This is a genomic window from Pleomorphomonas sp. JP5 (genome assembly GCF_023721815.1).
Lineage (GTDB): Bacteria > Pseudomonadota > Alphaproteobacteria > Rhizobiales > Pleomorphomonadaceae > Pleomorphomonas.
Genome location: NZ_JAMDLI010000007.1, coordinates 391,845 through 413,803 on the forward strand (window position 1 = coordinate 391,845; position 21,959 = coordinate 413,803).

The window sequence follows — 21,959 nt, forward strand, 5'->3', positions numbered from 1 at the left end:
CCCATGCCGACCCTTAAGGATTGGTTCACCATGATATTTGGCGCTCGCACTCAGATGACGCTGAGGGTAGCCGCCGCCAACACCACGTAGCGGCCGACCTTGGCGACGGTGACCAGGGCGAGGAACACGGGAAAGGGTTCTCGCGCCAGGCCGGCGACGACGGTGAGCGGATCGCCGACGATGGGCGCCCAACTGAGAAGCAGCGACCATTTGCCATATCGCCGGTACCAGCCCTGGGCGCGGTCGAGGGCGGCGGGCTTGACCGGAAACCACCGTCTGTCCCGGAACCGCTCGACGCCACGGCCGATGAGCCAGTTGACGACAGATCCCAGCACATTGCCCAGACCGGCGATCGCCACCAGGAGCCATACCGGATGCGTGCCGGCGACGAGAAGCGCCACCAGCGCCGCCTCCGACTGCATCGGCAAAATGGTGGCGGCCATCAGGGCCGCCAGGAACAGGCCGAAAAGGGCGGCGAGATCGATCATGACGGCGTCCGCCCCCGAGGGGCGCCCCCTCGCATGTTCGCACAGGAGGCGACGGACACGTCAGCTATCGTGGAGGAAACGGGCGAGGTCGAGCGGCCCGCTTGCCTTGAAACCACGGTTGAGAATCTGCCCCGGCTGGCTGGCCCTCAACGCCGCGCTGGTATCGGCCGCCTGGGAGACGGTGGCGGCGAGGCTGGAGGCGTCGTCGGAGACGGCCGTGTGGAACAGGTTCGGCAACAGGCTGAAGCCCTGCCAGAAGGCCGAGGCGGCCGTGGCGGTGGCGGGCGCCTCGGTGCGATAGATCGCCGAGAAGGCATCGGTCGGCTCGGCCGCCGTCCAGCCGGAGCTGGCCGGGCCATCCGTCGAAGTCAGCGCGGTGAGCGCCGACTCCGCCTCGGCGATGCGGCGCGACGCACCGCCGCCGGTCTCGGCGTCGGTATAGCCGAGCGCCGGATCCCAGCGGGTGGAGACCGGCTCGTCCGGCCTGTCCAACCGGGCGACGACATGGCCGGCATCGACCGCCACGGGAGCCGATCCGCCGTGCTTGCCGGTCAGGTTGGCGTAGACCTCGGCGACGGTCCGCTCGCGCCCACCCTCGTAGAATATGGCCGGATTGGCCCTCGCCGCCTGGGGAAACAGGTCGGCGGCGCTCGATGTCGGGTCGCTGCCGGCAGCCCCGATCAGCGACGAGGCGCCCTTCGCCCCCAGGAAATGGGCGATATAGAGCTCGCCCGCCGTGGCATCGCGACCGATGTCGTCGCGCAAGGATTCGGCATTGCGGCGGGTGAAGGCGCCAGCCACCAGCGAAGAGACGTCCGGATCCTCGCGCAACGCCAGGATCTTCTCCCGCATGGCGGGGTCCGCCACCTGATAGCGACCGCCGTTCGTCCTGGTGATTTCGGCGCTATACTGCCCAAGGCCCAGTGACGGTCCCTCTTCCTTCAGCGTCTGCAGCCAGGTGCCCTCGACGAACTGGAACAGGCCGGCGGCCGACGACGTCGAGGCCTTGGCGTCCGGCTGAAGCGAGGATTCCCGCTGGGCGGTGTCGAGGAGATACTGGAAGGAGGTCCCGGTGGTATCACTCGCCGCATCGAACGCCTGCTCGATGCGACCCGAAATGCCTGTTGACGTGGTCGGCGGCGCCGTCGTCTTCTGCGCCGGCGTCCCGTAGACCCATTGGAAAACCGGATTCATGGGCGTTTCACCAGCAAGGGCCCTCCGGATACTCCAGCAAGTCGGAGGGCGAGGCTTCGCAGCCTCGGTTAGTTATTTGTTAATCATTCTCAACGGGAATGGTTAAGGATTAGTAAATGTCGTTCATCTTCCAGTTACTCAGCAGAAACATCAGAAAAGACTTGGTCAATCATCCGACCTTGTTGTGGCCGCTGATCGCAAGCGGCGACGAAGTACCGGGCGTAACCTTCTCCGTCGCAACGGCCGACGCCGACGCCGCGCGAGCCGCCGTCGCCACCGGCGCCCGGGCAATCCTGGTCCCGGTCCAGGACGATTTCGCCCCGGCCGACCGGATGGCGGTGGCGCTGTCGGTCGCCGAGGCGGAACTCGGCCTTGCCGATGGCGCCCTATCGCTGATCCTGGAAATCGCCGGACCGGGCGCAGCTCTCCGGCTCGGCCGCGACAGGCCCGCCTCGCGCCGGCTTGCCGCCATCGGCATCGATCTCGACGGCTTCGGTCTGGGCGCCCCCGGCGGCATCGACGCCCCGCGCTCCGTCGCCGCCGGCCTCGTGGCGCTGGCCGGCGCGGCCCTTCGCCTGCCGGTCTACCTCACCGGCGCCGGCAGCCTGTCGGCGACTGGCAAACCGGCCATCGCCGGCTTCACCCATCTGCTCGTCGACACGGAAGGCGTTGCGCACTCACCGGCAGGCGTAGGGCGGGCGATGCGCCAGCGATAGGTCGGACGATCATTTCGGGCGCCATGCAAATGTCCGCGCCGAGCACTAGCGGGAAAACCGAACAGCCTGTATTTTTCCGAAAACTTGCAACTTGCGACGGAGCAGCCGGGTCACCCCCGCACCCCATGGGCTACCTCTTTGAAATCGGCGTTATCTTCATCCTCCTGATATTGAACGGTCTTTTTGCCATGTCCGAGCTGGCGGTGGTTTCCTCCCGCCGTCCGCGCCTCGAGGCCATGGCCAGCAGGGGATCGAAGGGCGCGGCGACGGTGTTGAAGCTTGCCGCCAATCCGGGGCGTTTTCTCTCCTCGGTGCAGATCGGAATCACGCTGGTCGGCATCCTTGCCGGCGCCTACTCGGGTGCGACGCTGTCGGAACCCTTCGCCGAGTTCCTTCTGGCCGAAGGCGTTCCCGCCTCCTTCGCCTCGGCGCTGTCGATCGCCGTCGTGGTCGGCCTCATCACCTACTTCTCGCTGGTGATCGGCGAACTGGTGCCCAAGCAGATCGCGCTCAGCAATCCGGAAGCGGTCGCCTCGCTGATGGCGCGGCCGATGCTCGGCGTCGCCTTCATCGCGGCGCCCCTGGTCTTCGTGCTCGAGCGCTCCAGCCGCCTCATCATCGGCGTCCTCGGCCTGAAGGCGACCGGCGAGAGCACGGTAACCGAGGAAGAGATCAAGGCGGTGATCGCCGAAGGCACCAACTCGGGCATCCTCGAGCCGGAGGAGAAGGAGCTGATGGCCGGCGTCATGCGCTTCAGCGACCGGTCGATCCGCGCCGTCATGATCCCCCGCCCGGACATCACCGGCATCGACCTCGACTGGGACGATCGGCGCATCATCGAGGCGATCGCCACCTCCTCCCACTCGCGCTACCCGGTGTTCACCGGCGAGATCGACATGGTGCAGGGTGTCATCCAGGCCAAGGACCTGCTCGACCAGCATCTGAAGGGCGAACCGCTCGACATCCGAAGCCGCATCCGCCAGGTGGACATGGTGCCCGACACCGCCTCCGCGCTGGACGTGCTGGACACGCTTCGCCGTTCGCCGTTGCAGATGGTGATGGTGATCGACGAATACGGATCGGTCGAGGGCATGGTGACCGCCGCCGACATTCTGACGGCCATCGTCGGCAACCTCGGCGGCGAGGCCGACGAGGAGGTCAGCGAGATCGTCCAGCGCGCCGACGGAAGCTGGCTGATCGATGCCGACCTCGGCGTGGACCTTGTGGCCGAGAAGATCGACTGCAGGGGGCTCGACGACCCCGAACGCGACTACGAAACGCTGGCCGGCTTCGTGCTGTCGGTGACCAAGGCCATCCCGTCCACCGGCGACATCGTCGACTGGCGCGGCTGGCGGTTCGAGATCGTCGACATGGATGGCCGCCGCATCGACAAGGTGCTGGTCACGGCGCCGGCTCAGCCGCAGGGGTAACAAAAAGATCGGGAGGCGCCGCCAAAGCGGGCCTCCCGATCGGTCGTTCGCATTGTTGTGGCTGGAGAGCGGCCTCAGTCGTCGCCGGGCTGCGCGCCAATCTGCTCGACGATACCCGCGCAAGCGGAAGCGCAGGCAAGCACGCCCTCGCGCCCAACGGCATCGGCGATACGCTGGCCGAGCTCGGCATAGGCTGCCTCGATCGGCGCGATCGTCTTGCGACCATAGTCGGTCAGCGACACGAGCGTCTTCCTCAGATCCTCGAACTGCTGGGCGCGGGCGATCAGGTCGCGCGCCTCAAGGTCGCGCAAGATGCGCGACAGGCTCGACGCCCTGACGAATGTGTTGGCCGCGAGCTCGGAAGCGATCATCGGAGAGCGCGCCCTCAGCTCGTGCAGCACGCGCCATTGAGGTTCGGTGAGGCCAGCCACCTTCATGCTCGGCCGAAGCGTCTCGATCACCGACTCGTAGGCGAGCAGGAAGGTTTTCATGAGGTCGGGTTCGGCCGAGACGGCCGCCTCCCCTGCATTTTGCCGAACGGAGGAAAGGAGGATGCTGGTGACCACTTGCTGCGACCTTGAAGGGAATCGTATTGCCTTTAATCCTACTAAACAATAACCTCCGAGACTTCAAGCATGCACCTCGCATATGTCGCAAATAGCTCTTTCTCAGGAAAGACTTCCGACAAGTTTCCATTTACCGAATTCTCTATGAAAATTGTTTCCTGATCGCTCCTGTAATTATATTTACATACACGAATGTATGTGGATGACCTTGCCGGATAAATAAAAATTGATCCGCGCCAGTCTCGACACATTTTAAAGTGTCAGCTTGCCATCGGGCGCGGCGGTTGACCGACAAAACGTTATACTATAACGGTTCTGACCTTGATTTTTGCCGCCGAGCCCCGGGCCGCCATGCTGCAACACCCCCTTCGTTCCACGCCATTTCCGTCGGCCGACACCGGTCGATCCGTCATCATCGCCATACGGCCGTCGGTGTTGCGCTTTGGTCTGGCCGCCCGCCTCGCCGGCGCCGGCATCCTCATCGCCGGCATCTGGGCGACGATCGGATGGGTGCTGCGATAATGGATTTCACCCGACAGGACCGGCCGACCGGCGGCGCCTCGCTGGCCTTCAGGAACGCCACGATCGGCTATGACCGTCATCCGGCGCTGCATCATCTCTCCGCCAGCTTTCCGCCCGGCAGCATGACCGCCGTCGTCGGCCCCAATGGCGCCGGCAAGTCCACCCTGCTCAAGGCGGCGATCGGCCACATCCGCCCGATCGGCGGCGAGGTGGCCATCGGCGGCTGTCGTCGGACCGAGGTCGCCTACCTGCCGCAGCTCAGTGAAATCGATCGGACCTTCCCTCTGCCAGTGTTCGACTTCGTGGCAATGGGCCTCTGGCAACGACGCGGCGCCTTCGGCGGCTTCCGCCGCGATGACGACGAGGACGTGGCGCGCGCGCTGGCCGGCGTCGGCCTCATCGGCTTCGAGCAGCGCCCGCTCGACACGCTGTCCGGCGGCCAGTTGCAGCGGGTGCTCTTCGCCCGCCTTTCCCTCCAGGACGCGCCGCTGATCCTGCTGGACGAACCGTTCACCGCCGTCGACGACCGCACCATCGGCGAACTGGTGGACCTCATCGCCCGCTGGAACGCCGAGGGACGTACGGTGGTCGCCGTGCTGCACGACCTCGAACTGGTGCGCCGACGCTTTGAGCGAACGCTGCTGATCGCCCGACGGTTGATCGCCGAGGGCGCCACCGCCGACGTCCTGACGGCCGAGAACCTCGCCGCGGCCCGCCACCATATCGAAGCCTGGGACGAAGCCGCCCCCTTCTGCGAGGCAGAGCCCGCCCCATGACCATCGCCGATCTTCTCGCCGCCTTCTCGGACTTCGCCTTCATGCGGCGGGCGCTCGCCGGTTGCCTGGTGCTCTCCGTCGCCGCCGCGCCCGTCGGCGTGTTCCTGATGCTGCGCCGCCTGTCGCTGACCGGCGACGCCATGGCCCACGCCATCCTGCCGGGCGTCGCCGCCGGCTACCTGCTGGCCGGCCTCAACCTTTGGGCCATGACGGCGGGCGGCCTCGCCGCGGGCCTCGCCATCGCCCTGATGGCCAGCGCCGTCACCCGCCTGACGCCGCTCAGGGAAGACGCCTCGCTCGCAACCCTCTACCTCGTATCGCTGGCGCTCGGCGTCATCCTGATCTCGGCGCGCGGTTCGGCGGTCGACGTGATGCACCTGCTGTTCGGCTCGGTGCTGGCCATCGACGACACCGCGCTCATCTTCATCGGCATCGTCGCCTCGATCACCGTTCTGGCCTTCGCCGTCATGTGGCGACCGCTGGTGCTGGAGTGCGTCGACCCCGGCTTCCTGAAGGCGGTTGGCGGGCGCGGCGCGATCATCCACGTCGCTTTCATGCTGGTGATGGTGCTGAACCTCATCGCCGGCTTCCAGGCGCTGGGTACGCTTCTCTCCGTCGGCCTGATGATGCTGCCGGCCGCCAGCGCCCGCTTCTGGACGCGTTCGCTCGGCGCCATGACGGCGCTGGCCATGGCCTTCGCGGCGCTGTCGTCGGTCGCCGGCCTCGCCGCGTCCTTCGCCGCCAATCTGCCGTCGGGCCCGGCGATCATCGTCGCCGCCGGCATCCTCTACGCACTGTCCATCGCCTTCGGCCCCACCGGCGGCCTGATCGCGCGGCTACGGCCGGCACGCCACCGCACCGGCTGAGATCGCTTTCGAACGCATGCGAGGAACAATCGGGGTCAGGACGAGCCCGACTTCGGCGCATCGCCCGACGGCTCACTTCCCTTGGCGAGAGCCGATTCGATGCGCTGGCGGGCAACGGCGTTGCGGGCACGCAGCAACTTCAGTCGGTTGGCGAGGTCGTCGATGCGCGCCTCGTCGTCGACATCCGTTTCCTCTCCCTTGGCGGGCGGCCTGTCCGTCTGGCGCTCGGTCTTCGCCCCGAAATCAACGTGAATGACCGGAGCCGGCGATGTGCTGGACACCGTCGGAGACTGAATCAGCGGCGGCGTGTGGGTGAGGTCGGCGATGGTCTCGGACAACACGGCGATGCGCGCCTCGGCCTCGACCAGCGCCATCTTCATGTCGGCGGCCAGCGACTCCGCCTCGTCGCGACTCGTCTCCGCCTCCATGGCCCGGGTGCTGACCTGGCGCTGCAGCTCGCGACGCTCGGCATCGACGCGCGCAACCGCCTCGTGAGCGTAACGGGCGATCGAATGAGCCTCCTCGAGGCGCTTTTCGTAATCGGCGATGGTCGCTTCGAAAGCCGCCTTCTCCGCCTCGAGCGCCCGGGTCAGGCGGCGATCCTCGGAGCTGCTGAGCTCGGCGCTGGCCACCGCCCGCCGCGCGATGTCGAGCTCGACCTCGATCCGCGCCATCCGCGCGGCCATCTCAGCCCGGATCGCGTCCTTGGCCGCCGCCATCTCGGCGACCGAACGGGGCAGCTGCTGATCGAGCCTGCGGCGATAAAGCCGCACGGCGCGCGAGTTGATCGCCGGCATCAGCAGCAACGCGCCGAGCCCCGCCGTCAGCATCCCCGCCAGAAAGATCAGCACCGTCTCGATCACGTCATGCCATCCCGCGGCAGATCAGTCCCCGACATTCCACCATTTGTCGCGCATTGGCAACAAAACGGTCAAGGGCCGACCGACGTCCGCGCCTGTCGGATGAAGAAAAAAGTGGCGGAAGCCGTCCTCGTTGCCACTCAACCGTCAGAATGGGTTCCAGGTCGCCTGAGGCGTGAACTTGAGGTAGCCGACATTGATGCCGAGACGGGCGCCGACGCCGGTGCGCACCGGCACAAGCGTGATGTTGCCCTGGCGAAGCGCCGTGATGCCGAAGCCGCCGACCAGGTAGGCCGAACCGTTGACGCCGCCAAAGCGCTGATAGATCGACTGAACCGACGGCAGATTGTAGACGAGAATCATGGTCCGGGCGCCGTCGCCGCCGAAATCGAGACCAAAGGTCGGCCCCTGCCAGTAGACGCGCGTGTTGCCGGCATTGCGGGTGTAGAGGATGCCCTCGCCGTAACGCAGCCCGCCGAACACGGCGCCCGAGCCTTCCTGACCGAGGATGTATCCGTTGGGCTGTCCGTATTCGGACGCCGCCCGTTCGATCGCCGAGGCGAGGCCGCCCGACATTTCGCCGAAGAACTTGTGGCCGGTGTCGACCAGCTCCGACGACGAGTAGGTCTGCGGGGCCTGCTGGGCGGCGGCGGGCATCACCGCCGAAACAACGAAGGCCAGCAGAAGGAACGGCAGCGCTTTCAGCACCGACAGACGCAGCGACATCGGCAATCCTCCTTGTCCCGCCTGCCCTCCGCCCGACATGGCGGGGCTGCGAGACCTTCCTAATATTAACCTAGCCGACACCCGGTCCTGCCAAGATGAACGCGAGGGACGGCCGGTGGCATCATGAGCATACAGACGAATCAGACATCACGGCGGCAAGATTGGGCGAGTTTTTTCGCCCGCGCCATTGTCTTGTCGCTGTTTCTCCTCATCCCCTGCCAGCCGGTAAACGCACTAGACGAAAGGATAGTGTTCGATCCCTACACCGGTTTGTCGCTCGGTGGCTATGACCCAGTGGCCTATTTCGTCAGCGGCGCGGCCTTGCAGGGCCTTCCCGACTATGAAGTCGTCTATGGCGATACTTACTGGCATTTCGCCAGCGAAGCCAATGCCGCCGCCTTCCGCGCCGCACCGGCCGCCTACATTCCCGGTTTCGGCGGCTACGCGCTGGCGGCCATCACGCGTGGCGTCGCCCAGCCCGGCAATCCGACGCTGTTCGCCGTCCACCGCAATCGCCTCTACCTCTTTGCCTCCGAGGACGAACGACGGACGTTCCTCGCCAATCCCGACGCCATGATCGCCGCCGCCGCCGCCCGCTGGCCCGAAGTGCTGAAGGTGCTGGCCTACTGAACGCACACGGTTTTCGCGTCTTTTGCCCGACGGTCGGGACAATAACGGGCCGCGTCGGCGCGCCCAGCCGTCGCGAACCGGCCCTTGCTTACGAACATGTCATCGATCTTTGAGGCGTCAGGCGGATTCCCGCGCTTGTGAGCACCGGCAACGGGCGTTATCCATGACCCCAAACAATCGTCCGATTCGTCGATAGGCCTCGCCCGTCGTCGGCCCTGAACCCAATGGAACCGCCCATGTCCGACCTGGCCAAGCTGGAAGCCCTGGATTTTGCCGCCCTGCTCTGCTCGCGCGTCTGCCATGACATCATCTCGCCGGTCGGCGCGATCACCAACGGCCTCGAGGTTCTCGACGAGGAAAACAACGAGGACATGAAGGCCTTCGCCTTCGACCTCATTCGCAAGAGCGCCCGCACCGCCTCCTCCAAGCTGCAGTTCGCGCGCCTCGCCTTCGGCGCCGCCGGCTCGGTCGGCGCGGAGGTCGATCTCGGCGACGCCGAAACCGTGGCCAAGCGCTACATGGAGAGCGAGAAGGCCGACATCGACTGGCAGGCGACCCGTCGCCTCCTGCCGAAAAACCAGGTCAAGCTGCTTCTCAACCTGCTGCTGATTTCCCTGCAGGCCGTTCCCCGTGGCGGCCGCGTGGTGGTGCGCGTCGAGGGCGACCTGCCCTTCCCTGTCCAGCGCATCGAGGCGACGGGCGCCGCGTCCCGCATTCCGCCCCGTGTCGCCGAGCTCCTGGCCGGTGATCTTGGCGACCATGTCGACGCCCACGCCATCCAGCCTTACTACGCCGGAGCACTCGCCCGCGAGGCCGGCCTCGTCATCGAGATTTCCAAGGACGGCGACACCGTCGTCTTCGAGGCGAAGGCAGCGCAGACCGCCATTCCGGTCGAGCAAACTGAATAAAGCGTAAAGCGCCTCCACAATTACTGATAGTGCCGACGTCGTCTTGTGCATCATGCCATGTGGTGCGCCTCGACCGACGTCGACATGTGCGTCTCAAAGATACGTTTGAACCCGACACTTCAATCAATATTAACAGTTTGACGGGACACTTCCCCCTAATGCGGCTGGTAGAGCGAGCGCCCCAAAAGGATGCGGCGCCTCCGGTTCGGCCTTCCCTGGGGGTGAAGTATGGACGACCTTTTGCGTGAATTCCTCACCGAGACAAACGAGTCGCTCGATACCGTAGACGTGGAACTGGTGAAGTTCGAGCAAGAGCCGAACAACGCCCGCATTCTCGACAACATTTTCCGTCTCGTGCACACGATCAAGGGCACCTGCGGGTTCCTGGGCCTGCCGCGCCTCGAAGCGCTTGCCCATGCCGCCGAGACGCTGATGGGCAAGTTCCGCGAGGGCGCCGCCGTCACGGAAGAGGCCGTGAGCCTCGTCTTGCAGACCATCGACCGCATCAAGGGCATTCTGGCCGAACTCGAAGCCAACGAGGGCGAAGAGCCCAAGGGCGAAGACCGCGACCTGATCTCTCTGCTGGAAGCCATGTCGATGGCCGAGGCCGCGCCCCGCAAGGAGCCGCCGAAGAAGGACAAGAAGGAAACCGCCGGAACGCTGGTGGCCCAGGTCCTGGAGCGCGAGCTGCGCCCCGGCGAAGTGTCGCTCGACGAGCTTGAGCGCGCCTTCCGCGAGACGGAAGTCGAGGTGGACATCGCCGCCGACGAACCGGCCGCCGAGGAAGCGGCCGCGCCTGCTCCCGTCGGCATCGACTTTGCCCGCGTCGCCGCCGAGATCGAGGCGCGCATGAAGCAGGCCAATCCGGACGACAAGCAGGGCAAGGCCAAGTCCGCCGAGGACGGCGAGGCCGAAGCCGAGGCCAAGAGCGAAAAGGGCTCGGTGTCCAGCCAGTCGATCCGCGTCAACGTCGAGACGCTCGAACATCTGATGACCATGGTCTCCGAGCTGGTGCTGACCCGCAACCAGTTGCTGGAAATCGTCCGTCGTCACGAAGACAGCGAATTCAAGGTGCCCCTGCAGCGCCTTTCCAACGTCACCGCCGAGCTGCAGGAAGGCGTCATGAAGACGCGCATGCAGCCGATCGGCAACGCCTGGCAGAAGCTGCCGCGCATCGTCCGCGACCTTGCCCAGGAACTGAACAAGCAGATCGAGCTCGAGATGGTCGGCGCCGAGACCGAACTCGACCGCCAGGTGCTGGAGCTCATCAAGGACCCGCTCACCCACATGGTCCGCAACTCGGCCGACCATGGTCTCGAGCGTCCCGAGGATCGGCGCAAGAGCGGCAAGACCGAGAAGGGCACCATCCGCCTCGCCGCCTACCACGAGGGCGGACACATCATCATCGAGATCGCCGACGATGGTCGCGGCCTCAATCTCGATCGCATCAAGCAGAAGATTGTCGAGAATGGCCTCGCCGGTGAAGCCGAACTCGAGAAGATGAGCGAAAACCAGATCTACAAGTATATTTTCGCTCCCGGCTTCTCGACCGCCGCCAAGGTGACGTCCGTCTCCGGGCGCGGCGTCGGCATGGACGTCGTCCGCACCAACATCGAGACCATCGGTGGCACCGTCGACCTCAAGTCGACGCAGGGCAAGGGCACGACCTTCACCATCAAGATCCCGCTGACGCTGGCCATCGTCTCGACGCTGATCGTCGAAAGCTGCGGCGACCGCTTCGCCATCCCGCAGCTCTCGGTGGTCGAGCTGGTGCGCGTTCAGAACAACTCCGAACACCGCATCGAGCGCATCAAGGACACTCCGGTCCTCCGCCTGCGCAACAAGCTGTTGCCGCTGGTGCCGCTGGCCGGCCTCCTCAAGGTCGACATGTCGGCGGAGAAGAGCGAGGACGAGGGCTTCATCGTCGTCATGCAGGTCGGCAACGTCACCTTCGGCCTGGTGGTCGACGGCGTCTTCCACACGGAGGAAATCGTCGTCAAGCCGATGTCGAAGATGCTTCGCCACATCACCATGTTCTCGGGCAACACCATCCTCGGTGACGGCTCGGTGATCATGATCGTCGATCCCAACGGCGTCGCCAGCGCCATCGGTACGGCCGTCGCCAGCGACGCGCTCGACAACCACGCCGATGCCGACGCCGCCCGCGGTATCGACAACGACGCCAAGATCTCCATGCTGCTGTTCCGCGCCGGCTCGCCCGAGCCGAAGGCGGTGCCGCTGTCCCTGGTCACCCGCCTCGAGGAGTTCGAGATCGAGAAGATCGAGCACTCCAACGGCCGCGACCTCGTGCAGTACCGCGGCTCGCTCATGCCGCTGGTCTACCCGAACTACGACGTGCGCCGCCGCGAGGAAGGCACCCAGCCGATGCTGGTGTTCTCCGACGCCGGCCGCTCGATGGGCCTCGTCGTCGACGAGATCGTCGACATCGTCGAGGAGTCGCTCGACATCCAGGTCGGCTCCGACGTGCCGGGCGTCCTCGGTTCGGCGGTGATCAAGGGCAAGGCCACCGAGATCCTCGACATCGGCCACTACCTGCCGCTCGCCTTCGAGGACTGGTTCAAGCGCAAGGAAATCTCGTCGGCCGCGTTGACGCGAAAGCTGCTGTTCATCGACGACAGCGCCTTCTTCCGCAACATGCTGGGACCGGTGATGAAGGCGGCCGGCTTCGACGTGACGATCTGCTCGTCGGCCACGGAGGCCATGCGCCTTCTGGGCGAGGGCGCCGCCTTCGATGTCATCGTCTCCGACATCGAGATGCCGGTGGTCAACGGCTTCGAGTTCGCCGAGATGCTGCGTCGCGACGCCCGCTTCCGGCAGACGCCGATCATCGCCCTGTCGGCCCTGTGCACACCGGCCTCGATCGAGCGCGGCCGCCAGTCCGGCTTCGACGAGTATGTCGCCAAGTTCGACCGTCCGGGCCTGATCGCCGCCCTCAAGGAAATCACCAGCGCTGACTATGGGATTGCAGCATGACCGCCACCAGCCACACCCCGGGCGCTGCCGCCAACGACAGCCACTCCGGCCAGATCCAGTACGTGACCGTGTTCATCGGCGGCCAGCTGTTCGGCCTGCCCATCCACAAGGTGCATGACGTCTTCGTGCCCGAGAGCATGACGCGCGTGCCGCTGTCGGCGCCGGAAGTCGCCGGCGTGCTCAACCTTCGCGGTCGCATCGTGACGGCGATCAACATGCGCCGCCGCCTGGGTCTGCCCCAGCGCGAAGGCAACCACGGCATCATGGCCGTCGGCATCGAGTATCGGGGCGAGTCCTACGGCCTCATCATCGACGAGGTCGGCGAAGTGCTCAACCTCGATGCGGCCGGCCGCGAGACCAACCCGGCCAACCTTGACCCTCGCTGGGCCGAGATTTCCGGCGGTGTCCATCGCCTCTCGGGGCAGCTGATGGTCATCCTGGATGTCGAGCGCGTGCTTGGCCGCATGCAGGGCGACATGGCCGCCTGACGTGACGACGCAAGAAAGCCGGCTTCCCCGCCGTGAGGAGTGAAACAATGAAGACCTGTCTCGTGGTCGACGACTCGAGCGTCATCCGCAAGGTGGCCCGGCGCATTCTCGAAGACCTGTCCTTCACCATTCTCGAGGCCGAGGATGGCCAGCAGGCCCTTGAGAAGTGTCAGGAAACGATGCCGGACGCCATCCTTCTCGATTGGAACATGCCCGTCATGGACGGCCTGGAGTTCCTCGCCCAGCTGCGCAAGCTGGACGGCGGCGACACGCCGAAGGTGGTGTTCTGCACCACGGAGAACGACGTCGGCCACATCGCCCGTGCGATCCGCGCCGGCGCCAACGAATACATCATGAAGCCCTTTGATCGGGAAATTGTCGAAGCCAAGTTCCAGGAAGTCGGGCTTCTCTGACGGTTCACAGATCGATGCGAAATTGGAGACCGATTCAATGTCGGCCATCGCGCGCGCGCCTTCATCTTCCGGAACTGTGACCGACCCCATCCGAGTGATGGTCGTCGACGATTCTGTGGTCATTCGTGGCCTGGTCGGCCGCTGGCTCGACGAGGACCCCAATCTCGCCGTGGTAGCGAGCCACCGTAACGGCCGCCTCGCGGTGGACGACGTCCTGAGATCCAACCCCGACGTCGTGATCCTCGACATCGAAATGCCGGACATGGACGGGCTCACCGCCCTGCCCCTTCTCATCGAGAAGAAGAGGAACCTTGTCGTCGTCGTCGCCTCGACGCTCACGCGCCGCAATGCCGAAATCTCGCTGAAGGCCCTGTCGCTCGGCGCCGCCGACTACGTGCCCAAGCCCGAATCCAACTCCGGCGTCACCACGTCGGCCGAGTTTCGCCGCGAGCTGATCGAGAAGGTGATCAACCTCGGCCAGCGCGCCAAGAAGCGCGGCCTGCCCGGCCAGGCGGCGGGCGGTCGGCCGATGGCCCGCTCGCTGACCGGTGCGCTCCAGACCGGCGCCTCCGCCGCGCCAAGCGCTCTGCGCGCCTCGCGCCCCGCCAGCTTCACCGTCCGCGCCTACTCCTCGGTACGCCCGCGCATCCTCGCAATCGGCTCGTCCACGGGCGGCCCGCAGGCCCTCAACGCGCTGTTTGGCGAAATCGGTTCGTCCATCGGCATGGTGCCGGTGGTGATCACACAGCACATGCCGCCGACCTTCACCGCCATCCTGGCCGAGCACATAACCAAGGCGTCCGGCCGACCGGCCAGCGAAGGTCGCGACGGCGAAGTGATCCAGCCCGGCCATATCTACGTCGCCCCCGGCGGCAAGCACATGCTGCTGGCCAAGAACGGCAACGACGTCGTCATCAGGCTGAGCGACGCGCCGCCGGTCAACTTCTGCAAGCCCGCCGTCGACCCGCTGTTCAAGTCGGTGGCGGAAATCTTCGGGACCGCGACGCTGGCCGTCGTTCTCACCGGCATGGGTTCGGACGGCGCCGAGGGCGTGCGCAAGATCGGCGAGATCGGCGGAAGCGCCATCGCCCAGGACGAAGAAACATCGGTGGTCTGGGGCATGCCCGGCGCCGCCGCCCATACCGGAATGTGTTCGGACGTTCTGCCGCTCAACGAAATCGGTCGGAAGGTGTCCAAGATCCTGCTCGGAGGCCGTCCATGAGTCCGGCGGAATACGACTACCTGCGTCAGTTCCTGAAGAGCCGCTCCGGCCTCGTTCTGTCGAACGAGAAACAGTATCTCATCGAAAGCCGCCTTCTGCCGGTCGCCCGCAAGGCTGGCCTGCAGTCCATCGCCGCGCTGGTCGCCAAGCTGAAGGAACCGCGCGAGACGACGCTCGCCGAGGCCGTCGTCGAGGCGATGACCACCAACGAGAGCTTCTTCTACCGCGACAAGACCCCCTTCGAGCACTTCACCCAGATGATGATGCCGGAGCTCTTGAAGGCCCGCGCGTCGAGCAAGAAGATCCGTATCTGGTGCGCCGCCGCCTCCACCGGCCAGGAGCCCTACACGCTCGCCATGTGCCTCAAGGAGATGGAGAGCAAGCTTGCCGGTTGGCGCATCGAGATCCTCGGCACCGACATCTCCAACGAGGTGCTGGATCGCGCCAAGGCCGGCACCTACACCCAGTTCGAGGTGCAGCGCGGCCTGCCCATCCAGCTGCTGCTGAAGTATTTCACCCAGCAAGGCGAAAGCTGGACCATCTCCCCGCAGTTGCGATCGATGGTGCAGTGGAAGAAGTTCAATCTTCTTGAGAGCTTCGCCAGCTTCGGCCAGTTCGACATCGTCTTCTGCCGCAACGTCCTGATCTATTTCGACCAGGCCACCAAGGTGGACATCCTCGGCCGTATCTCCAAGATCATGGCCCCCGATGGCTATCTGGTGCTGGGCGCCGCCGAGACGGTGGTCGGCCTCACCGACGCCTTCAAGCCTGCCCCCGACCGGCGCGGCCTCTACGTTCCCGCCGCCGCCATCGCGCAGCCGGCACCGCGATTCTCGGCCCTGGCAGCTGCCGCCCGGGGCTGATCTCCATCCTGAGCAAAGCGAGCGCCGTGGGGAAACCCACGGCGTTTTGTTTTTCTCGCCTCAGTCGCCAAAACGGCTGACGATGTCTTCCAGCGCCGGGCGCGGGCGATCGGTCGGCGTGATCGTCGGCGTGCCGATGTGGATGAGGCCGACGAGGGTCTCCTTCTCGGCCAGCCCGAGAGCGGCGCGCGCATCGGCGTCATAGGCCGGCCAGTCGGTCAGCCAGCAGGCGGCATAGCCCATGGCGTGGGCGGCGATCTCCAGGTTGAGGCAGACGGCGCCGGCCGAGTAGATCTGTTCGATGACCGGGATCTTGGGGTGCTCGGCGGCCCGGCCCACCACTGCCACGACCAATGGCGCCATGGAGAAGCGACGCCGCTCCTCCTCAAGGCGCGCCTCCGATATCTCCGGCCGGCGCTCCACGACGATCTCGCCGAGACGCCGACCTGCCTCGACCCGCGCCTCCCCCTCGAAGACGATGAAGCGCCAGGGGGCGAGCTTGCCGTGATCGGGCACCCGCGAGGCGATCGTCAACAGCGTCCGCAGTTCGTCGGCGCTCGGACCGGGCGCGGCGAGCATCTGGGCCGGGACGGAGCGGCGGGTGAGCAGCAGATCGAGCATGGCGTTCATGAAGGGAGGACTCCGGAAAGAAATGGTTCTCCCAACCGGCATATCCTCGTTCGACCCCCTTGGAAATACCTAGAGCACCCGCCGATCAGGTTGAATCAACCTGATCGAAAAGCGGCTGCTCCAGCAAATGAATCTGGAGCATTCGCTGGACGACCAACTGTTTCAACTCAGTCGGCGAATGATCTAGGGCACTCGCCGACCCGATGAGACATCCAGCAGCCCGGCGCGTCTCCCCGGTCCCCACGCTCCGGCTGCCGCCCTTCGATCAGGCCGGCTCACTCGATCAGCGAGCGTCAGGAAGCCCCGGCCGTGGTAGCTCACAACACCGAACCCGGACTTGAAATCAACACGATGATCGGCCAAGACTGACGCCATGAAAAGCTTGGCTGCAGCGAGACTGCGACGCATGGCATGGTGGTACGTTGCCCGCGACGGCTGGATTGCCGCGACCGTTGCTCTTGCGACCGTGTTTGCGACGCCAGCCTTGGCCCAGGACACGCCTCTGGCGGGCGATGCGCCGATGCCCGGCTTCATGCAACCGGGGGCGGGACCCTTGCAACTCCTGCCGCCACCCGGCGATGGAACGTCGGCGCCACTTCCCGAAGCGGCCACGCCCTATGCGCCGAGCACAGAGCCCGCCGTCGAGACCAAACCGCTCGCCACCGTCGCTCCCCGCGAAACGGGAACGCTGTCGATGACTGCGCGCCTCACGCCCGACGGCCCACCGCTCGGCGCCGGGGTCGTCTGGCGCGTGTTCGCCGAGGCGCAAGGGCCGAGCGGCATCCGCGAACTGGTGGCCGAACGACGCGGCGGCTCGGCCGACTTCGTCCTGAAACCCGGCGGCTATTTCATCTATTGCGGCTTTGGGTACGCCGGCACCACGGAACATGTCGTCGTCGGCACCGGCCTGAAGGCGGAATCGGTGATCCTCAACGCCGGAGGCGTGCGCCTCGCCGCTGTAACCGGCAAGGACCGTCCGCCGCTCGACGGCAGCGACCTCAGCTTCGATATCTTCTCCCAGGAGTTGGACTCGCACGGCGAGCCGAAGGCTGTCGCGCTCGACGTCGCCCCGGGCCAGATCGTGCGCCTGCCGGCCCAGGTCTATAACGTCGTCGCCAACTACGGCGATGCCAACGCCCGCACCACCGCCGACATCGACGTCAAGGCCGGCAAGCTCTCCGACATCACGCTGACCGAGAAGGCCGCAAAGATCACCCTGAAGCTGGTGAGCGCCGAGGGCGGAGAAGCCATTGCCGACACCCGCTGGTCGATCCTGACCCAGGCCGGCGACCTCGTCACCACTGGCGTCGGCGCCTTCCCCTCCTTCGTTCTGGCGGAAGGCGACTATACCGTCATCGCCAACCACGAGGATGGCCAGTTCCAGCGTCTGGTCACGGTCGTTTCGGGCGAGAACGCCGACGTCGAGGTTCTGGCAACGGACGCGCAGCGGATCCTCACCAACTAACCTTCTCGCTCTCCATGGGAGTCATCGGAGTCCATGCGGGTTCAGAGCGACTCAGCGTGACTCATCGACGCTCATGGCCCGCCATGGGCGCGCCAGACGAACGGCGAGCGAGGGCATTGCGCGCAGGCTGCCCGTCTCAGGCCTTACCCTGCCCTGCTGGCGATCACTCCTCGATATAGCGGGCGAAGGCGTCCTTGAAGTCCGGATGCCAGCGCGACAGCGCCGGGCGGTTGTAGATGACGTCGCCGCTCGCCCAGGCCATGCGCTTCTCGTCGAGGCGACGCGGCGTCTCATTGTCGGGGCAGAGGATGTAGAAGTCGCCCTTTTCCAGCGAAGCCAGCATGAAGTCGATCACCTCCACCGCGTGCCAGGCGCCGGCCGGCTTCTCGGCCGAGGGGTCGGACGCCGTCAGGCCGGTAAACGTCCAGCCGGGGATGAGAAGGTGGGCGGTGAGCCGGCTGTTGCAGGACCGCAGTTCGTGAGCCAGTTGCTCGGTCACCACCTTCACGGCCGCCTTCGAGGTGTTGTAGGCGGCGTTGCCCGGCGGCGTGGTGATGCCCTGCTTCGAGCCGGTGTTGATGACATACCCCTGCCTGCCGGCTTCGATCATGCGTGGCACGAAGGCCTGCACGCCGTTGACGACGCCCCAGAAGTTGACGTCCATCAGTTTCCGCCAGTTGTCGGGATTCTCAAGGACGCCGCCGCCTTCGCCGATGGCGGCGTTGTTCATCAGGAGATCGACGTCGCCGAAGCGCTCGAAGGCCGCCACCGCCAGCGCCTCGACCGCCGCGCGATCGCCGACATCGGTCGGCACGGCGATCGCCTCCGGACTGCCGGCCGCCTTGGCCGCCGAGGCTGTCGCGGCCAGTTCGCCCCCAACGACATCGGCCAGCACCAGCTTCATGCCCTTCTGGGCGAGGCGGAGCGCCGCCGCCCGGCCGATGCCACGCGCCGCGCCGGTGATCACTGCTACATTGCCTGCTTTGATGATCTCATCGGCCATGTTGGCCTCCTGGTTGTCTCTGATTGGGTCGCGGCGGTTGCCGCATGGGTCAGCGCGCCAGTTCCTTGAGGCCCTGCCGGATCAGTTGGGTGGTGGTCGCCTCGCTGCCGATCGACTTGGCCGCGGCCTGCACGGCGGCGGCGGCCTGCAACTGGGCATAGCCGAGATTGACCAGCGCCGACACAGCCTCGGCCACCGGCCCGGACACCCGCGCCTCGGCAACGTCGGCGGCGACGCGGATCACCGACGGGTCGGCGTCGGCAAAGGCCGGCGCCTTGTCCTTGAGTTCGGTGGCGATGCGCTCGGCCACGCGCTTGCCGACCCCCGGCGCCCGTGAGATGGCCGTGAGGTCGCGCATGGCGATGGCCGTGGCGAGCTGGCCGGGATCGAGCACCGACAGCACGGCGAGCGCCACCTTGGCGCCGACGCCCTGCACCGTCATCAACAGGCGAAACCACTCGCGCTCGATATCGTTGGAAAAACCGTAGAGGCGGATCATGTCCTCGCGGACCATGGTCTCGATGGCCAGCGTCGCCGCCTCGCCCGCCTTGGGCAGGCGCTGCAAGGTCCGCGACGAGCAGTAGACCTGGTAGCCGACGCCGTGGACGTCGAGGATCATCCAATCGTCGCCGAAGCTGTCCACCACGCCCTTGAGCTTGCCGATCATGCTGCCCTGCCCTCCACTTGTCACCCGGCCGCCAGCTTGGCGAGCCGCCCCACCACCGAACCGCGATGATGGGCATGCGTCAACGCGATGGCCAGCGCGTCGGCGGCGTCGTCGCTATCGAAGGTCGCCTTCGGCATCAAGACCTTGACCATCACGCGGATCTGCCCCTTCTCGGCATGGCCGGCGCCGACGATCGCCTTCTTCACAGCGTTGGGCGCGTACTCGCCGACCGGAAGGCCGCGCCGTGCCGGCACCAGCAGCGCCACGCCGCGCGCCTGGCCGAGCTTCAGCGTCGCGCCGGCGTCCTTGTTGACGAAGGTGATCTCGATCGCCGCCTCGTCCGGCTGGTACTGGTGCAGGACCGCGTCGAGCCCGTCGTGGATCTGGACGAGCCTCGAAGCGAGATCCAGGTCGCCGTCCGAAGTCACCCCGCCCGAGGCGACGAAGCGCACCGAGTTTCCGAGGCTGTCGATGACGCCCCAGCCGGTGCGCCTGAGCCCGGGATCGATGCCGATGATTCGCGTGACAGTGGTCATGCGCGCACGCTATCCATGCGTTCATGGTTTGTACAGATGGCGACCAAACGACGTCCACCGGTTCCCGATGGCGAAGGACGAACGCTGCCTCGGGCCGGGGCGACAAGGCCGCCCCGGCCCGAGGCCCGGACGCTCCCCTCTTAAGCGGCGGTGGCGCGGGCCCTTTCGATGGCGATCTCTGCCAGACGCGCGGCGAACTCGATCAACTGATACTCGGCCTTGACCGGCTCCCGCACCGACCTCGAGTACATGGCGAAGGTGCCGAGGACATCGCCCTTGCGCGAGATGATCGGCGTGGACCAGCAGGAACGGAAGCCGTGCGCGCTGGCCACCGACCGGTACTCGTTCCACAGGGGATCGCTCAGGATGTCGGACACGACCACCATCTCGCGTCGATGGGCGGCGGCGCCGCAGGACGCGTTGTAGGGCCCCACGCGGATTCCCTTTGCCGACCCCAGGAACGGCTCGGACACGCTGGGCGCCGCTCCGCGACGCAGGGTGACGCCGTCGGCGTCGAGCAGCAGCAAGGAGCAGAACAATCCGGTGCTCTGGGATTCCGCCAGGAGCACCACCTGATCGAGCACGTCTTCCAAGGGGGCGTCGGCAACGATCTGCTCGAGGATCCTGATCTGCCCGGCTTGCAACACCGAGGCCAGCTTCCGGGCGGTGATGTCACGGGCGATGCCAACCAGACCGATCACCTCGTTCCGGTCGTCGCGAAGCGGAACCTTGGTGGAGGAAATCCACTTCTTGGCGCCGGCCGCGTCGGTGACGAGCTCTTCCCGATCGACCATCGGAATGCCGCTCCGCATGATCTCGGCTTCGATCGCCCGGAACTCCTGGGCGATCTCCGGCGCATGAAGCTGCACGTCGCTCGTGCCGATCATGTCGCTGGTGTGAGCGTAACGCGTATCGATTGCGAGAGCCCGGTTCACCACGACGAAACGCCCCTCGACATCCTTGACCCACAAGTAGTCGGGAACCAGATCGATCAACAGCTGCAACGAGATGCGCTCGGACGCCAGGGCGCGCGCGGTCGTGACCTCCGTCACGTCCTCATGCGTCGAGACCCAGCCGCCGCCCGGCATGCCTTGGTTCGAGATATAGATGAGCCGGCCGTCGGGAAGCTCGGTGAGCCTCGACGTCGGGGGACCTGAGGCGTTGATCTCCTCTCCCAGACGCAGATACTCCTCCGCCGACACGGGCGACGTTCCAACGGCGCACCGGGCTTCAATGATGGCCTGAAGAGGCGTTCCCGGCCGCACCTGCTCGGCCGTCAGGCGATAGAGCTGGGCATAGCGGTCGTTGCAGAAGACCAGCTTGCGGGCGCCGTCGAACAGGCAAACACCCTGCGAAATGTTGCCGAACGCCGTTCGGTAGTTTGCAATCTCCGCCTTGAGCGAGGCGATTTCCGCCTCGTGTTCGCGCGCTTCGAGCTTTTTGTCGGGAGGCGCAGGCTGGGCGTGGGTTGCGGAGACAGACTGCGCCTCCGGATGAGTGGTACGGCTTGATCCCATGATACGCTCCCCAAAAAATAGGCGTTTCTCTAGAGAAACTCTGGCTCGGGTACGGCGAAGCAAAGTGGAAGCTTGCAGGCTAACCTGGAACAATTATCAAAAATTGCATAGTGCACAAAAAAATGTATTCAATGCCAAGCTTCAACTGCTAGGTACCGCCGGACTGACGGCGGGCAAGGACGGCGTGACCGTCCATTGCGCCGCTGCAACAGATGGCAACCCAAGGTAACGGGCAGCGCTTTTCCCGGTTGCACCGGGCGCCGGCCATGCTACTGAGCCGGTCCGTTGGAAGCACATGAAGAGGCATCGCCTTGCCGTTGTAATGCCGGTCTCATCCCGCAGCACCCGCATTTTCGGAAACTCCGGTTTCCGGACGACGTTTCATGTCCATCGGGTGGCGGATCGAGACCGGCCTGGCCTTGTCGCCGTCGGCACCCCGCCGCATCCGAACTGATCCGCGCACCCGCCAAGCCGCGCCC

The 21,959-nt window shown here is 65.9% G+C and carries 23 protein-coding genes; 13 read left to right on the plus strand and 10 right to left on the minus strand.

Translation table 11 applies throughout. The features are described 5' to 3' along the window. Window positions 1–50: 50 nt before the first annotated feature. Together M4J40_RS08910 and M4J40_RS08915 are read right to left on the minus strand one after the other, a co-directional pair. Window positions 51–488 (minus strand): YqaA family protein, encoded by a 438-nt coding sequence (locus tag M4J40_RS08910; protein ID WP_251753739.1) that lies wholly within the window; start codon window positions 486–488, stop codon window positions 51–53. Window positions 489–548: 60 nt separating this feature from the next. Then, on the minus strand, window positions 549–1,682 hold the full coding sequence (locus tag M4J40_RS08915) for a lytic transglycosylase domain-containing protein (RefSeq protein ID WP_251753740.1): 1,134 nt from the start codon (window positions 1,680–1,682) through the stop codon (window positions 549–551). A gap of 116 nt (window positions 1,683–1,798) precedes the next feature. Here M4J40_RS08915 and M4J40_RS08920 point away from each other — a divergent pair, with 116 nt between their 5' ends. Both M4J40_RS08920 and M4J40_RS08925 read left to right on the plus strand, forming a co-directional pair. After that, window positions 1,799–2,398: a hypothetical protein gene (locus M4J40_RS08920; RefSeq protein WP_251753741.1), complete on the plus strand. Its 600-nt coding sequence runs from the start codon at window positions 1,799–1,801 to the stop codon at window positions 2,396–2,398. A gap of 125 nt (window positions 2,399–2,523) precedes the next feature. After that, complete coding sequence (locus M4J40_RS08925) at window positions 2,524–3,828, plus strand: hemolysin family protein (protein WP_251753742.1); 1,305 nt, start codon at window positions 2,524–2,526, stop codon at window positions 3,826–3,828. A 74-nt stretch (window positions 3,829–3,902) separates the two neighbouring features. Here the strand turns inward: M4J40_RS08925 and M4J40_RS08930 are convergent, their stop codons facing one another. Beyond that, window positions 3,903–4,319, minus strand: coding sequence for a MarR family transcriptional regulator (locus tag M4J40_RS08930; RefSeq protein ID WP_251753743.1), 417 nt, complete (start codon window positions 4,317–4,319; stop codon window positions 3,903–3,905). A gap of 426 nt (window positions 4,320–4,745) precedes the next feature. Between M4J40_RS08930 and M4J40_RS08935 the strand changes: the two genes are divergently transcribed. From M4J40_RS08935 to M4J40_RS08945, 3 genes are read left to right on the plus strand one after another with little or no spacing between them, the layout of a single operon-like run. After that, window positions 4,746–4,916 (plus strand): hypothetical protein, encoded by a 171-nt coding sequence (locus M4J40_RS08935; RefSeq protein ID WP_251753744.1) that lies wholly within the window; start codon window positions 4,746–4,748, stop codon window positions 4,914–4,916. Then, a complete protein-coding gene (locus M4J40_RS08940) occupies window positions 4,916–5,692 on the plus strand; it encodes a metal ABC transporter ATP-binding protein (RefSeq protein WP_251753745.1) in 777 nt (258 codons plus the stop codon). Before M4J40_RS08935 ends, M4J40_RS08940 begins: the two co-directional genes overlap by 1 nt. Next, window positions 5,689–6,558 carry a metal ABC transporter permease gene (locus M4J40_RS08945; RefSeq protein WP_251753746.1) on the plus strand — a complete coding sequence of 290 codons (870 nt, stop codon included), beginning with the start codon at window positions 5,689–5,691 and terminating at the stop codon, window positions 6,556–6,558. The genes M4J40_RS08940 and M4J40_RS08945 overlap by 4 nt, the downstream gene beginning before the upstream one ends. A 35-nt stretch (window positions 6,559–6,593) precedes the next feature. Here the strand turns inward: M4J40_RS08945 and M4J40_RS08950 are convergent, their stop codons facing one another. Beyond that, a complete protein-coding gene (locus M4J40_RS08950; RefSeq protein ID WP_251753747.1) occupies window positions 6,594–7,421 on the minus strand; it encodes a hypothetical protein in 828 nt (275 codons plus the stop codon). 144 nt (window positions 7,422–7,565) lie between these two features. After that, entirely contained in the window at window positions 7,566–8,144 is a 579-nt protein-coding gene (locus tag M4J40_RS08955; RefSeq protein ID WP_251753748.1) for a DUF1134 domain-containing protein, read from the minus strand. 249 nt (window positions 8,145–8,393) lie between these two features. Between M4J40_RS08955 and M4J40_RS08960 the strand changes: the two genes are divergently transcribed. The 7 genes from M4J40_RS08960 (at window position 8,394) to M4J40_RS08990 (ending at window position 15,662) form a co-directional block, all read left to right on the plus strand. Further along, window positions 8,394–8,774 (plus strand): YHS domain-containing (seleno)protein, encoded by a 381-nt coding sequence (locus tag M4J40_RS08960; protein WP_251753749.1) that lies wholly within the window; start codon window positions 8,394–8,396, stop codon window positions 8,772–8,774. A gap of 236 nt (window positions 8,775–9,010) precedes the next feature. Further along, a complete protein-coding gene (gene chpT / locus M4J40_RS08965) occupies window positions 9,011–9,682 on the plus strand; it encodes a histidine phosphotransferase ChpT (protein ID WP_251753750.1) in 672 nt (223 codons plus the stop codon). Between the two features lie 228 nt (window positions 9,683–9,910). Continuing rightward, window positions 9,911–12,676 (plus strand): chemotaxis protein CheW, encoded by a 2,766-nt coding sequence (locus tag M4J40_RS08970; RefSeq protein ID WP_251753751.1) that lies wholly within the window; start codon window positions 9,911–9,913, stop codon window positions 12,674–12,676. Then, window positions 12,673–13,164, plus strand: a complete 492-nt coding sequence (locus M4J40_RS08975; RefSeq protein WP_251753752.1) for a chemotaxis protein CheW — start codon at window positions 12,673–12,675, stop codon at window positions 13,162–13,164. Before M4J40_RS08970 ends, M4J40_RS08975 begins: the two co-directional genes overlap by 4 nt. Window positions 13,165–13,211: 47 nt before the next feature. Next, window positions 13,212–13,577, plus strand: a complete 366-nt coding sequence (locus tag M4J40_RS08980; RefSeq protein WP_101290277.1) for a PleD family two-component system response regulator — start codon at window positions 13,212–13,214, stop codon at window positions 13,575–13,577. Window positions 13,578–13,614: 37 nt separating this feature from the next. Then, a complete protein-coding gene (locus M4J40_RS08985; RefSeq protein ID WP_251753753.1) occupies window positions 13,615–14,799 on the plus strand; it encodes a chemotaxis response regulator protein-glutamate methylesterase in 1,185 nt (394 codons plus the stop codon). Then, window positions 14,796–15,662, plus strand: coding sequence for a protein-glutamate O-methyltransferase CheR (locus M4J40_RS08990; protein WP_251753754.1), 867 nt, complete (start codon window positions 14,796–14,798; stop codon window positions 15,660–15,662). The genes M4J40_RS08985 and M4J40_RS08990 overlap by 4 nt, the downstream gene beginning before the upstream one ends. Window positions 15,663–15,722: 60 nt before the next feature. On the opposite strand, the gene M4J40_RS08995 is transcribed toward M4J40_RS08990, so the two are convergent. Then, complete coding sequence (locus tag M4J40_RS08995; protein WP_251753755.1) at window positions 15,723–16,292, minus strand: nitroreductase; 570 nt, start codon at window positions 16,290–16,292, stop codon at window positions 15,723–15,725. Between the two features lie 406 nt (window positions 16,293–16,698). On the opposite strand from M4J40_RS08995, the gene M4J40_RS09000 reads away from it, so the two are divergent. Then, the gene (locus tag M4J40_RS09000) at window positions 16,699–17,757 is read left to right on the plus strand and encodes a hypothetical protein (RefSeq protein ID WP_251753756.1); all 1,059 of its coding nucleotides are present in this window, start codon (window positions 16,699–16,701) and stop codon (window positions 17,755–17,757) included. Window positions 17,758–17,920: 163 nt separating this feature from the next. Here M4J40_RS09000 and M4J40_RS09005 read toward each other — a convergent pair whose 3' ends face one another. From M4J40_RS09005 to M4J40_RS09020, 4 genes are all read right to left on the minus strand, one after another. Continuing rightward, window positions 17,921–18,760, minus strand: coding sequence for an SDR family NAD(P)-dependent oxidoreductase (locus M4J40_RS09005; protein ID WP_251753757.1), 840 nt, complete (start codon window positions 18,758–18,760; stop codon window positions 17,921–17,923). 49 nt (window positions 18,761–18,809) lie between these two features. Beyond that, entirely contained in the window at window positions 18,810–19,427 is a 618-nt protein-coding gene (gene ruvA, locus M4J40_RS09010) for a Holliday junction branch migration protein RuvA (protein ID WP_251729709.1), read from the minus strand. A gap of 20 nt (window positions 19,428–19,447) precedes the next feature. Next, a complete protein-coding gene (gene ruvC, locus M4J40_RS09015; RefSeq protein WP_251753758.1) occupies window positions 19,448–19,963 on the minus strand; it encodes a crossover junction endodeoxyribonuclease RuvC in 516 nt (171 codons plus the stop codon). 140 nt (window positions 19,964–20,103) lie between these two features. Further along, window positions 20,104–21,480, minus strand: coding sequence for a PAS-domain containing protein (locus M4J40_RS09020; protein WP_251753759.1), 1,377 nt, complete (start codon window positions 21,478–21,480; stop codon window positions 20,104–20,106). Between the last annotated feature and the right edge of the window lie 479 nt (window positions 21,481–21,959).